Origin of the sequence: Streptomyces ossamyceticus (assembly GCF_001418475.1) — a bacterium.
Taxonomy (GTDB): domain Bacteria; phylum Actinomycetota; class Actinomycetes; order Streptomycetales; family Streptomycetaceae; genus Streptomyces; species Streptomyces ossamyceticus.
Genome location: NZ_LIQX01000229.1, coordinates 1 through 11,754, shown reverse-complemented (window position 1 = coordinate 11,754; position 11,754 = coordinate 1). Strand labels below are relative to the sequence as shown.

The window sequence follows — 11,754 nt, the reverse complement described above, 5'->3', positions numbered from 1 at the left end:
GCGACGAGGATGCGCAGCCAGGCCGGGACGTGGTCGAGGTCGAGGACCCCGGCGGTGGCGACGTTCGCGCCGAGCGAGGCGACCAGGGCGATCAGGAACCAGAACCAGGCCGTCACGGACCGGTCGACGCGGAGCCGGTGCAGGACGCAGACCAGCAGCAGGTCGACGGAGACGGGGTAGGCCCAGGCTTTCCAACCGGTCTGGCCGGCGGCTTGGGCAAGGTCGTGCAGGTGGGCGAAGGACAGGGAACCGGCGATCACGGCCAGGACGAGCACAACGGCCCGGATCTTGAACGGCACGAGTCTTCACCTCCCTTTCGGGGGATCGGGCCGGGCCGGGAGCGTGTGGTTGGCCGCCCGGCCCCGGCGGGGTTCAGTCGGTGGCTTCGCCAGAGCCCCAGCAGGTCAGGCACGCGGCGGACTGACGGTGTTCGGTGGCACGCCCCTTGCGGGGGCCGACGCGGACGGTTTCGGTGATCTCACCCTTGCCGTCACAGGCCGGGCACTTCGGCACGGCAGGCTTGACGGTCTTGGTGCTCTTGCGCGGTGCCATGAGCGATCTCCGTTCGGTTTTCGGCATGGCTCGGGTAGGGAGCTGGCGTGAGACGGTCACGCCGACGGTGTGGAACGGGGGTGTTACTCGGTGACCGGGCGGGGTTTCACGCGCGGCGGTACGGCCGGCATCGGCGGCACGACGATCTGACTGACCGGCCGGAACGGCGCGAGGAACGGCAGATCAGGGGTGAGGTGCGCGAACTCCTGGCAGACCGCCGCCGCATCGGCCGGGCTGATCTCGGGGGTGCGGATGCGGGACCAGCCACCGGAGGTGTCGCCGGCCACCGCCGTACCGGGACGGTTCGCCGCGATCGAGGTAGCCGCAAGGACCGCTTCCGGGGAGATGTCCCCCAGGCCCATCTCGGCGCTGGCCTTGTCGTTGACGCGGTGCACCACACGGCCGGTGAGCTGGGCACGCAGCGCGGTTGCACCACGGCCGAGGTCGGAGCCGAACCGCTGCCCGCACACCTCCAGGAAGATCCCGATGGCGCGGGCCATCTGCCCCAGTCGCACCAGTTGCATGACCGTGCGGTCGCGGGCCGGCTCATCCTTCTTGGAGACCACCAGGAACAGTTCCGCGATCTCGTCGATCAGCACGACAAGGGGCACCGGCCGCAGATGCTCGGGCAGCTCCCACAGGTCCGACACCCCATGTAGGGCGAGGAGGTCGAAGCGCTCTTCCATCTCGACCACCAGCGCGTCTATCAGGCGCGCGGCATCCTCCGGGGTGGTGACCAGCGCCGACAGCCGGGGCGCGTAGCGGCTCTGTTCCACACCGCGCTTGCAGTCGATACCGATCAGCCCCACCGGCAACTGCGCGAGCCCCTTGATCAGGTTGCGCTGATACACCGACTTCCCCGACAGCGTCGCGCCCAGGGTCAGCGCCATGGGTACTTCGTGGTAGTTCCGCTCGAAGACCGTGCCGTCCTCGCGCAGCGCGACCGGGACGACCAGGTCGTGAGGCCGGGCCTTGCGCGGCAGGCGGACCCGCGCCAGGACGTCATAGCCCGTCATGCGCAGCTCCACGAAGCCGGGCTTGGTCTCCACTACGGTCACCGAGCGCACACCCCAGGCGTGACGCAGACGCTCGCAGGACGCGGCGATGTCGGCGGGCTCCAGGCCGGCCGGGAGACGCAGCGTCACCCGCAGACCGGTCGAGGTCGGGCTCACCCGGCGGACCTTCGGCGCCACCGGCCGCACCTCACCACGGGCCAGGTTGCGGGCGACGAAGGCGCGGAATCGAGACGGCTGCACCGTCAGCCCGCACACCTCCATGGTCGAGCTGTAGGTCCAGGTGAACCGGCCCCAGGTGACCGGCAGACCGACCAGCGACCAGTACGCGCGAGGAGCACGTGCCTTCGCGTAGCCGATCCCGCCGGCACCAGCGGCCACGGTCCCCAGTTCCACCCAGGGCGACAGGTCGGCCATGGTCAGGCCGCCGCAGTGATCGCGACCGCACGGAACGAGATCCCGTGCCGCTTCTGGCCGTTGAACTCGTTCTCCCAGTCGCGCGCCTTGAGTCCGATGACCTTCACCGGCATGCCCGGCGCGAGGCCCTCGGGGTAACCCGTCTCCGGGATGGTCACCTGGTAGAGGTTCCCCTCCCCGTCGTCCGAGACCAGCAGGCCCACGGTCGACAGAGCCGCACCGGTCTCCCGGTCCATGGCCCGCTCACCGGTCTTGGCGTTCGCGAGCTTCGGAACCGGGGCGGTCGCCACGAACACGACAGCGGTCGAAGTGTCGATCTTGAAGGACGGCATCTGTGCCTCTCTCCTGATTGCGAGCGAGCTAGCTTGCACCCGCTCAACGCGTACTAGCTTGCGTTCATAGTGCGCGTACTAGCATGCGTATGTCAAGCGCCCGTCTCCGCAGGTAGGCCGAAGACTGCCGAGCGTGTCTTGGAATGTGGGGCATACGATGGGTATGCGAGCTAGAACGCGACGAGATCGACAGCTAGCACGCCCGGAAGGAGAAGGAGAGAAGCGATGGCCCCGAAGGTGCAGCGCACCGCGTCCCCGTTCCTGCAAATCGCCGAGCACTACCGCATGAAAATCAAAGACGGCGCACTACCGCAGGACTCCAAGCTCCCCTCGATCGCGAGCATCTCGCGTGAATGGGGTGTCGCTACAGCTACCGCAGCAAAGGCGATCAAACAGCTCCAGGAGGAGGGGTACGTGCGGTCCTCTTCGCAGGGCACATTCGTCGACCTGGGCAGGAAGCTGACGAGCGGTTCGGATCGCCTTCAGATGCTGCGAGCAACAGGCAGCGGGTTCCGCAAAGGCGAGACCGTGGAGATCCTTAGCGCCGGCCTGGTTGCCGCGCCGGGGCACGTTGCGGAGGCGTTGAAGCTCAGCGAGGGTGACCAGGTGGTTCAACGTCGACGGGTCTACCGCGATGACGACGGGGTAGTGGCGGTATCCACGTCGTACCTTGCCGGGGAGTTGGCCGAGGCTGCACCAGAGTTGCTGGAGGCTGGGCCGCTCCCCAAGATGACCTTCGGCTTGATCGAAGAGCGGACAGGCCGGCGCGCGGTCCGACGCCGCGACGTGGTCGCGATGTTCCCAGTCCCTCAGGACATTGCCGAGGTACTCGAAGCCGAAGCGGGCAGTCTGGCCCTGACAATGACCAACCTGTACTGGGACGACAACGGCGAGCCAACCGAGTACGCCCGCGACTTCCTTGGAGCAGGGCGCGAACTCTCCGCCGAGTACCCGATGGATTGACCGGGCCAACGGCCTCTGGCCTGTTACAGATTTCTCTACCTCATCAAGCCCCGGCTACGCTCCGCTCCGCCGGGCGCTTCCCGGCTCTGGCCGCGCCCGCGCTCCTGCCTCCGGCCCGCTCGGCGCCGCCGACGCCGACGCGCGCCCACAGGTGGATAGGGCCGAGGCCATGGGGTGAGCCCCGTGCAGAGAAGCCGCGCTCAGAACCAGCCTCCGGCGGGGGCGCTCAGGCTCCGAGATGGCAGGGGGCCCGGTACGCGAGTGCCGGCCGTGAGTGGCTGGTGCGGGGGGCTCCCATCCCGTCTGCCGTCTCGACGGCAGACGGGATGGGAGCTGGGTGAGTGGTGGCTTAGCAGACAACACGGCCGTAGAGCCGGACTTGGGTGTCCCGCTGCTCAGCAGTCGCTGGTGGAGAATTGCGGCAAGTGACCTCGTTGCCGTCCTCATCAGCCCAGATCGAGACGACGCCGCCGTGGTGACTGCACGCGCCCTGCCGTCCGATTGAGGACGAAGGCCAGCCATCTGCACAGGTGCTTCCCTTGTACTGCCAGTGCAGCAATGACGGCGCCACTGCCGGCACGGGCTTCTCTGGTGGGTCGTAGTCCGGGGTAGTCCACTCATCGATCCCCCATAGCAGGAAAAGTCCCGCTATAAAGGCCGCAAGACACCCGCATCCTCCATCACTTCCAGCCATCCGTACCCCCTGACGTGAGGGGGCATCCTACGTGCCGGCACGCCCAGACGGAGCCCCGCGCACAACCCTCTCAACACCTGCCGCACGACGACTTCAACAACATGAGCGCGCGATCCGCATAAAGAGGCCAAATCGCGCCCTACTGACATCCAGCCAGGTTCGCTCACACTCGAACACATGGGGGCGATTCAGGATCGTGACCAGTCCGTATGCGATCAGTGCAGGGCGACCAGCCTCACAGTGCGTGAGCGCGGACGGTTCGACTTCATGTCGAGGCTCTGCGATCGATGCTGGAACACCCTCGCCAACGAGATGGCCGAGGCCGACGGAGCCACAGCGGCGCCCAGGCCCACCCTCGACCCTGACGACGTGACATGGGTCGAGCCGCCGGTATGTCCGGTGTGTGGCGCGATGGTCGGTGTGTACCGCACTATCTACGACCGATGGGTCAGCCTCGCCATGGTGGAGTTGCCCGCCAAGGACGTCCCAGAGCCCTTCCGGTGGCGCTTGGCGAGGCTTCCGGACCTCTCCCCCACCCCCACGGATATCGTGGCTGTACGGGTCCGTGGAATCGATCCACTGCCGGGCGATCCGGTCGTGCCGGCCCATCGCATGATGTGCGTTCCCGAGTGGGACGAGCCGTAGAACGTGGCGGAGAGCACGGAGCGCGGCCGTGTCTCTCGCGTGCCCGATCGAGCAGCGACCGACAGGGAGTAGCGGGGAACACCGGGGAGTCAGCCGAGAACGCGCACGTCAGCGAGTCTCCAGGTCAGGCGCGGTCCACATACGCGATCTTCCAAACTAGCTACGCGGGTTCGATTCCCGTCGCCCGCTCCATACGACTCAGGGCCAGGCCGGAGGATCACACCTCCGACCTGGCCCTGATCGTTTCGAGCGTGGGCCGAGGAGTCGCCGCAACAATCGGGGGGGTCCTTCTTCTCCTGGGCGCCCCGATCGGCGCCTGCGGGTACCTCCTGGGCGCCCTCTACCGTCGAACCCCCTCCGCACTGGACGGCCGCACCTCTGATCGCCGATTGCGGCCAAATCGCGACCTACCGGGATCCTGTCGGATTCGCCCACACTCAAACACATGGGGGCGATTCGGGATCGTGACCAGTCGGTATGCCATCACTGCGGGAAGACCGACCACACCGTGCGTGAGCGCGGACGGTTCGGTCTCATGGCGAGTTACTGCGAACGGTGCTGGAACATCCTCGCCAACGAGATGGCCGCGGTTGACGGAGCCACAGCCGCACCCGGGCCGGCCCCGGAGCCGGACGACGTGACGTGGATCGAGCCGCCGATCTGCCCCGACTGCGGCGCTTTGGTCCGCATGTACCCCACCAACTACGACCGGTGGGTCAGCCTCGCGATGGTGGAGTTGCCCGCCAAAGACGTCCCAGAGGCCTTCCGGTGGCGTTTGGCGAAGCTTCCACCCCTCTCCCCCATACCCACCGATGTCGTGGCCGTACGGGTCCGTGGAATCGATCCGCTGCCCGGCGAAGCCGTCGTGCCGGCCCACCGCATGATGTGCGTTCCCGAGTGGGGCGAGCCGTAGGGCGCGGGGGAACACCGGGGAGCCGGACGAGAACGCGCACGCCAGCCGCATCCGGCCCGGCCCGGAGGGACCCCCTCGGGGCCGGGCCGGAGCCCTTTGCGCGTGACATGTGCGACGGCGACGCCGTCGCGGCGCCTCGCTAGAACTGGATCGAGTTGATCGTTTCCGCTATCGAGTTCAGGAAGCGTTGGATGTCGTCGGCCATACCGGTGGAGGCGAGGAAGAAGCCGAAGAGGATGGCGACCACGGCCGGGCCGGCCTTGATCGTCCCACCTCTCATCAGAACGATGAGGATGATCCCCAGCAACAGAACCACTGACAGCGATATGGCCACAACAGATCACACCCTCGGTCGGTCCGCACTCCCGGCCCGGGGCGCCGACCCCACGCGCACCCCGCCAGAACCATCGTGCCACCAACCAGGCCGTCCTATGCGGCAGGTGAGGCAACGTCCGCCACAGTGACGCGGATCCGCGAGCGCGCCCGCGACCGGCGAGAGGGGGACGGGAGTGAATTCACGGTGATCGTTTCCGTGCACACACATCCCGTTCGCAGGTAATTCGAGTTGTTGCCACAGACACATCAAGCCCCGTACGGAGAACGGCAATTAACCGGACATTCCGCCGGAGTCGCCCGAGCATGTTATGCACCGTTTAGTCCGGATGTATACGGACAGATGGGTCTTGTGTCATGCCGCTTCGGTGCACGGACAGTGACGCTCTGACTGATGCTCACTTCACCGAATCCCGGGTACCCGGAGAGGACACGCACTCACCAATACGGGATTAACGTCGATGGTTTTACTGACTCGCACACACAACGCTAGGGTGCCTCAGATGTTCACCGCTGCCTCGTCCCCCCCTTGCGCAGCGAGTGCTCGGACCGGCCCGCGTCGTACACGGCGGGAGGGTCTGTGACGAACTCGCTGCGACCGCATGGCCACACCAGCGCGCCGCTCCCCCCGGCCCAGTCGTCGGCGGACGGAGTGCCGAGTCCACGCTCGCTGAAGTCCTCGTCCCCCCACCCGGCCACGAGCGCCGCGTCCCCGGACACCAGACCGGCCAGACAACGCGACGCGTTCTTCGACAACGCCAAATACCTGGCCATCGTGCTCGTCGCGATGGGCCACGCCTGGGAGCCGCTGACCGACCACAGTCGCGCCGCCGAGGCGCTGTACATGGTCGTCTACACCTTCCACATGCCGGCGTTCATCATCATCTCCGGCTATTTCTCGCGCAGTTTCGACATGCGTCCCGACCGGCTGCGAAGGCTGGTCACCGGCATAGCGGTGCCGTACGTGCTGTTCGAGATCGCGTACTCGGTCTTCAAGCGGTACGCCGACGACGACCCGTCGCACCCGATCAGCCTGCTGGACCCCTGGTATCTCACCTGGTTCCTGATCGCGCTGTTCGTCTGGCGGCTGACGACCCCGTTGTGGAAGGTCGTCCGCTGGCCGGTGCCGCTCGCGCTCGCCATCGCGGCGCTCGCCTCCGTGTCGCCGGACATCGGTGACGACCTCGACCTCCAGCGCGTCCTGCAGTTCCTGCCGTTCTTCGTGGTCGGTCTGTTCATGAAGCCGGCGCACTTCCAGTTCATGCGCCGCCGTGAGGTGCGGATGCTGTCCGTGCCGGTGCTGGCGAGCGCGCTGGCGATGGCGTACTGGCTGGGCCCGGACATGAACTCGGCCTGGTTCTACCACCGGGACAGCGCCCAGGAGCTGGGTGCGCCATGGTGGGCCGGTGTCGTGATGACCTTCGCGCTGTTCGGCTGCTCCATGGTGCTGACCACGTGCTTCTTCGCCTGGGTGCCCCGGCGGAAGATGTGGTTCACCGTGCTCGGCGCGGGCACCCTGTACGGCTATCTGCTGCACGGGTTCCTCGCGAAGGGCTCGCGCTTCTGGGACTGGTACGACCTCAACGCGTGGATCCACCAGCCGCTGGGCGAGCTGTTCGTGACCTTCTTCGCGGCCGCCGTCATCACCGTGCTGTGCACGCCGCCGGTGCAGCGGATGTTCCGGTTCGCGATGGAGCCGAAGATGGAGTGGGCCTTCAAGCGGGACGCGACCGAGCTGGCCCGCGAGCGCGGGAAGGCCGGCGCGAGGACCTGACTCTCAGCCGTCCTGTTCGTCCCCGACCTCCTCGGTCGCCGGTTCGTCCGGCAGACCGAGGAGGTTTCGCATGTGGGCGTACTTGTGGGTCAGCCGGGCCCGGGTGAACTCATCCAGGACGGCCAGGCGGGCCGGGTTCGCGTTGTGGGCGAGGTCGGACTGTTTGACGAGGACGGCGCCCGGGGTGGCGAGGATGCGCGCGGCGTACGCCTCCGGGGCCTCTCCGGGGCGTTTGGTGAGGGCCAGCACGATGTTCTTCGTACGGGTGGTCAAGGGGGCCTCGACGAGCCAGTCCTCGGTGAGGGCCTCGTCCTCGATGGCATCGTGCAGCCAGGCCGCCGCGATCTGGTCCTCGTCGCCGCCGCGGGCGGCCACGCCGTGGGCGACCGCCTGGAGGTGCTCGGCGTAGGGGCGGCCCGCCTTGTCGGTCTGGGCGGCGTGGGCGCCGCGGGCGATGGCTTCGACGTCGGCGAGGGAGAGAGACATGGGGTGGGCTCCTGGTGTGTGTCGGGCGGGCGGGATCCCGATGGCGGTTCACCCGGTCCTCGCGGTCCCCGGTGGCCGGTTCGCCCGGTCCCCGCGGCCTCTGGTGGCTGGTTCGTCCGGTCCCCGCGGCCCTCGGGAGCGCGCCCTGTCACTTCGGGGCCGTGGGGCCCTCTCGGCAGATCAGGAGCAGGGCCCGGTCGTCGTTGACGTCCTTGGCGACCGCTTCGATGAGGTGCCAGGCGGCGCCGTGGAAGCCGCCGGGGACGTAGCGGTCGGCCTCGCCGGTGAGGCGGTCGATGCCCTCGACTATGTCGCGGTCGGAGGTCTCGACGAGGCCGTCGGTGAACAGCATGAGGACGTCGCCGGGGCGCAGCGAGCCCTTCACGGGGTCGAACTGGGCGCCGTCGTAGACGCCGAGGAGCGGGCCCTCGGCGGCCTTCTCCTCCCAGCGGCCGGTGCCGGCGCTGAGCTGGAGGCCGGGCGGGTGACCCGCGGAGAAGAGTTCGTAGTCGCCGGAGTCGAGGTCGAGGACGAGGTGGATGGAGGTCGCGAAGCCCTCGTCCCAGTCCTGGCGGAGGAGGTAGCCGTTCGCCGCCGGGAGGAACGCGTGTGGTGGGAGCGATCCCAGCAGGCCGCCGAAGGCGCCGGAGAGGAGGAGGGCGCGGGAGCCGGCGTCCATGCCCTTGCCGGAGACGTCGGTGAGGACGACTTCGAGGGTGCGGCCGCCGTTGGTGCGGGCCGCGACGACGAAGTCACCGGAGAACGACTGGCCGCCGGCGGGGCGCAGCGCCATCTCGCGGTGCCAGCCGGCGGGCAGCTGCGGCAACTTGCTCTGGACCCGGATGCGTTCGCGGAGGTCGAAGAGCATGGTGCCGCCGCGTCGCCAGGGGACGCCGACGCGGCTGCGGAACTGGGCGATGAGCAGGCCGAAGAACCCGCAGGCGGCGACCACGAGCACGATGCCGGGTGTCACTCTCGCCGGGCCCTCGGTGTAGGGGCCGAGCTGCACGGACTCGATGATCAGCGCGGTCGCGGCGGCGGCGTAGAGTCCGAGGAGGCTGGCGGGACGCAGCAGGAGGCCACCCGCGACGATGGGCAGGACCAGCGCGGCGGGCGAGAACCACACCGGGTCGATCATGGTGAGCATCGCGATGAGCGGGATCATCAGCAGCAGACCGGCGAGGGCGACCCAGTCGGAGCCGTCGCCCCGGAAGTAGTCGACGGCGGATTTGCGCACGCCGGTGCGGACCCGGTGAACCAGCTTCTTCATCCGGGCCGTGAACGTATCGGCCGCCGCGCGCCGCTCTCGTCCTGCTGCCATTGTTCGGGACCTTATCCATCGGACCAGCCCCTGTGCACAGGAGGTCCTACTTGTCCCCCTTCCGAGGGCCGGTTCACGACGAATCTCACACAGATCTCACACGGGAGCCGTCCTGCGGCCCTCGCGCGGCACCTGTGAAGGATCCCACGATGTCCCCGTGCGGCATGGGGAAATTAACTCGCTCGTAACGAAGGGCGCTGCTACGCATGGCACATGACGACTGAGCTGCGGATGCTGGGCAAGGACGAGTGGAATGTCTGGTACGCGAACCTTCTGCGGGCCTTCGGGGGGATGCGGGCTCCGGCCGAGGAACGCGACCTCGACGAGTCGCTCCTCGACCACGGCCGTGCCCTCGGCGCCTGGGACGGCGGCCAATGCGTGGGGACGGCCGGGGCGTTCGACTTCCGGGTCACGGTTCCCGGTGGCGCGGCCGTCCCCGCTGCGGGCGTGACGATGGTGGGGGTCGCGGCCACGCATCGGCGGCGCGGGGTGCTGACGTCCATGATGCGGCGGCAGTTGGCGGACGTCCGCTCGTGGGGCGAGCCGCTGGCCGTGCTGGTCGCGTCGGAGCCGGCGATCTACGGCCGGTTCGGTTACGGCGTCGCCACGCATCGGCTCGGTGTCGAGGTCGACACCACGCGGGTCCGGCTGTCCGTGCCGCCCGGCACGGACGACGTACGGCTGCGGTACGCCGACCCGGCCGAGGTACTCGACGCCTGCGAGGCGGTGTACGCGCGCCGGGTGCCCCAGCGGCCGGGGATGCTGGTGCGGCGGCCGGGCTGGGAGCGGGTGGAGCTGCTCGACACGGACCGGCACCGGGCGGGCGGCTCGCCGTTGCAGTGCGTGGTGGCGGAGCGGGACGGGGACGAGGGGCTCGTCGGGTACGCGCGGTTCCGGGTGAAACCGGACTGGGGGCCGGGTGGGGCGGCGGGGGTCGTCCGGCTGAGTGCGCTGGAGGCGGTGGATCCGGCCGCGCACGCCGCTTTGTGGCGGTTCCTCCTCGACATCGACCTGACCTCGTCGGTCGTCGCGTACCGGCGACCCGTGGACGAGCCGTGGCTGCACATGGTGTCGGACGTCCGGCGGTGCGGGCTGCGGGTGCAGGACGATCTGCATGTACGGCTCGTGGAGGTCGGGGCGGCGTTGGGGGCGCGGACCTATCAGGCGCCGGTGGATCTGGTGTTGGAGGTCGAGGACGCCTTCTGCCCCTGGAACGAGGGGCGTTGGCGGCTGGTCGGCGACGCTCGGGGGGCGAGCTGCGAGCGGACCGAGCGGGCCCCTGATCTCGCCCTCTCCGTACGGGAGTTGGCGTCGGCCTATCTGGGCGGGGTGAGCCTCGCGTCGCTGGGTGCGGCCGGGCGGGTGCGGGAGCTGCGGCCGGGGGCGCTCACGGAGGCGTCCGTCGGGTTCTGCTCGTCGACCGCGGCGCCCTGGTTGCCGCACTCGTTCTGAGGACGGGCGCCCTCCGGGGGCGTCAGCGGTGCTGGCAGGTGGGGCACCAGAAGAGGTTGCGGGCGGCCAGGTCGGCGGTGCGGATCTCGCCGCCACAGATGTGGCAGGGCAGGTGGGTCCTGCGGTACACGTACACCTCGCCGCCGTGGTCGTCGACGCGGGGCGGGCGGCCCATGGCCTCCGGGGTGTGTTCCGGGCGGACGGTGTCGATGCGGTTGTTGCGGACGCCCTCGCGCATGAGGGCGACGAGGTCGGCCCAGATCGCGTCCCACTCCGCCGCGGTGATGTCCCGGCCGGCGCGGTACGGGTCGATGGCGTGCCGGAACAGGACCTCCGCGCGGTAGACGTTGCCGACCCCCGCGATGATCTTCTGGTCGAGGAGGAGCGCGGCGATCGTCGTACGGCTGCGGGAGATCCGGGCGTACGCGAGGGCCGGGTCGGCGTCCGGGCGCAGCGGGTCCGGGCCGAGGCGGGCGTGGACGGCCTGCTTCTCGGCGTCCGTGATCAGCGCGCAGGTCGTGGGGCCGCGGAGGTCCACGTACGACGTGTCGTTGCGCAGGCGGAGGCGGACGGTGTCGGTGGGCGGGGGCGCCGGGGTGGGGCCGAGGTCGACCTTGCCGAAGAGGCCGAGGTGGATGTGGACCCAGTCCTCCGCGTCGGGGGCGCCGAAGTGGAGGAAGAGGTGCTTGCCGTGGGCCTCTGCGGCGGTGAGGGGGGTGCCGTCGAGGAGGGCGGCGGCGTCGGCGAACTTGCCCTGGGGGCTGGTGACGTGGAGGGCCGTGCCGTTGCCGAAGTGGGACAGGTAGTCCTCGGCCAGGCGATGGATCGTGTGGCCTTCCGGCACGGGGCCCTCCGGGGG

Annotated in this window: 13 protein-coding genes; 5 read left to right on the top strand and 8 right to left on the bottom strand. The window is 69.1% G+C overall.

Annotation, left to right across the window (positions count from 1 at the left end):
• The 4 genes from AOK15_RS18010 to AOK15_RS17995 form a co-directional block, all read right to left on the bottom strand.
• Window positions 1–299 (bottom strand): DUF2637 domain-containing protein (locus tag AOK15_RS18010; protein WP_157870287.1); only part of this gene is annotated, 299 nt, incomplete at its 3' end.
• A gap of 73 nt (window positions 300–372) precedes the next feature.
• Window positions 373–552: a hypothetical protein gene (locus tag AOK15_RS18005; RefSeq protein WP_055517980.1), complete on the bottom strand. Its 180-nt coding sequence runs from the start codon at window positions 550–552 to the stop codon at window positions 373–375.
• 83 nt (window positions 553–635) lie between these two features.
• The gene (locus AOK15_RS18000) at window positions 636–1,982 is read right to left on the bottom strand and encodes an FtsK/SpoIIIE domain-containing protein (protein ID WP_055517979.1); all 1,347 of its coding nucleotides are present in this window, start codon (window positions 1,980–1,982) and stop codon (window positions 636–638) included.
• A 2-nt stretch (window positions 1,983–1,984) separates the two neighbouring features.
• A complete protein-coding gene (locus tag AOK15_RS17995) occupies window positions 1,985–2,314 on the bottom strand; it encodes an SCO3933 family regulatory protein (RefSeq protein WP_055517977.1) in 330 nt (109 codons plus the stop codon).
• 225 nt (window positions 2,315–2,539) lie between these two features.
• On the opposite strand from AOK15_RS17995, the gene AOK15_RS17990 reads away from it, so the two are divergent.
• The 3 genes from AOK15_RS17990 (at window position 2,540) to AOK15_RS46090 (ending at window position 5,529) form a co-directional block, all read left to right on the top strand.
• Window positions 2,540–3,277 carry a GntR family transcriptional regulator gene (locus AOK15_RS17990; RefSeq protein WP_055517974.1) on the top strand — a complete coding sequence of 246 codons (738 nt, stop codon included), beginning with the start codon at window positions 2,540–2,542 and terminating at the stop codon, window positions 3,275–3,277.
• 871 nt (window positions 3,278–4,148) lie between these two features.
• Window positions 4,149–4,616: a DUF6083 domain-containing protein gene (locus AOK15_RS46095; RefSeq protein ID WP_205632161.1), complete on the top strand. Its 468-nt coding sequence runs from the start codon at window positions 4,149–4,151 to the stop codon at window positions 4,614–4,616.
• Window positions 4,617–5,151: 535 nt separating this feature from the next.
• A complete protein-coding gene (locus AOK15_RS46090) occupies window positions 5,152–5,529 on the top strand; it encodes a DUF6083 domain-containing protein (protein WP_240508481.1) in 378 nt (125 codons plus the stop codon).
• Between the two features lie 139 nt (window positions 5,530–5,668).
• On the opposite strand, the gene AOK15_RS17975 is transcribed toward AOK15_RS46090, so the two are convergent.
• The gene (locus AOK15_RS17975; protein WP_055517972.1) at window positions 5,669–5,863 is read right to left on the bottom strand and encodes a hypothetical protein; all 195 of its coding nucleotides are present in this window, start codon (window positions 5,861–5,863) and stop codon (window positions 5,669–5,671) included.
• A 579-nt stretch (window positions 5,864–6,442) separates the two neighbouring features.
• Here AOK15_RS17975 and AOK15_RS17970 point away from each other — a divergent pair.
• Window positions 6,443–7,636, top strand: a complete 1,194-nt coding sequence (locus AOK15_RS17970) for an acyltransferase family protein (RefSeq protein WP_055517970.1) — start codon at window positions 6,443–6,445, stop codon at window positions 7,634–7,636.
• A 3-nt stretch (window positions 7,637–7,639) separates the two neighbouring features.
• On the opposite strand, the gene AOK15_RS17965 is transcribed toward AOK15_RS17970, so the two are convergent.
• Together AOK15_RS17965 and AOK15_RS17960 are read right to left on the bottom strand one after the other, a co-directional pair.
• Window positions 7,640–8,122 carry an HD domain-containing protein gene (locus AOK15_RS17965; RefSeq protein ID WP_055517968.1) on the bottom strand — a complete coding sequence of 161 codons (483 nt, stop codon included), beginning with the start codon at window positions 8,120–8,122 and terminating at the stop codon, window positions 7,640–7,642.
• A gap of 148 nt (window positions 8,123–8,270) precedes the next feature.
• Entirely contained in the window at window positions 8,271–9,443 is a 1,173-nt protein-coding gene (locus AOK15_RS17960; RefSeq protein WP_055517966.1) for a PP2C family protein-serine/threonine phosphatase, read from the bottom strand.
• A 213-nt stretch (window positions 9,444–9,656) separates the two neighbouring features.
• Between AOK15_RS17960 and AOK15_RS17955 the strand changes: the two genes are divergently transcribed.
• Window positions 9,657–10,895 (top strand): GNAT family N-acetyltransferase, encoded by a 1,239-nt coding sequence (locus AOK15_RS17955; RefSeq protein ID WP_055517964.1) that lies wholly within the window; start codon window positions 9,657–9,659, stop codon window positions 10,893–10,895.
• Between the two features lie 22 nt (window positions 10,896–10,917).
• On the opposite strand, the gene AOK15_RS17950 is transcribed toward AOK15_RS17955, so the two are convergent.
• Window positions 10,918–11,739: an Fpg/Nei family DNA glycosylase gene (locus tag AOK15_RS17950; protein WP_055517982.1), complete on the bottom strand. Its 822-nt coding sequence runs from the start codon at window positions 11,737–11,739 to the stop codon at window positions 10,918–10,920.
• Between the last annotated feature and the right edge of the window lie 15 nt (window positions 11,740–11,754).

Bases quoted from the DNA above. Each gene is read 5' to 3' on its own strand.
- AOK15_RS18000 (WP_055517979.1), bottom strand. From the start codon at position 1,982: ATGGCCGACCTGTCGCCCTGGGTGGAACTGGGGACCGTGGCCGCTGGT.
- AOK15_RS18005 (WP_055517980.1), bottom strand. From the start codon at position 552: ATGGCACCGCGCAAGAGCACCAAGACCGTCAAGCCTGCCGTGCCGAAG.
- AOK15_RS46090 (WP_240508481.1), top strand. From the start codon at position 5,152: ATGGCGAGTTACTGCGAACGGTGCTGGAACATCCTCGCCAACGAGATG.
- AOK15_RS17990 (WP_055517974.1), top strand. From the start codon at position 2,540: ATGGCCCCGAAGGTGCAGCGCACCGCGTCCCCGTTCCTGCAAATCGCC.
- AOK15_RS17955 (WP_055517964.1), top strand. From the start codon at position 9,657: ATGACGACTGAGCTGCGGATGCTGGGCAAGGACGAGTGGAATGTCTGG.
- AOK15_RS46095 (WP_205632161.1), top strand. From the start codon at position 4,149: ATGGGGGCGATTCAGGATCGTGACCAGTCCGTATGCGATCAGTGCAGG.
- AOK15_RS17965 (WP_055517968.1), bottom strand. From the start codon at position 8,122: ATGTCTCTCTCCCTCGCCGACGTCGAAGCCATCGCCCGCGGCGCCCAC.
- AOK15_RS17960 (WP_055517966.1), bottom strand. From the start codon at position 9,443: ATGGCAGCAGGACGAGAGCGGCGCGCGGCGGCCGATACGTTCACGGCC.
- AOK15_RS17995 (WP_055517977.1), bottom strand. From the start codon at position 2,314: ATGCCGTCCTTCAAGATCGACACTTCGACCGCTGTCGTGTTCGTGGCG.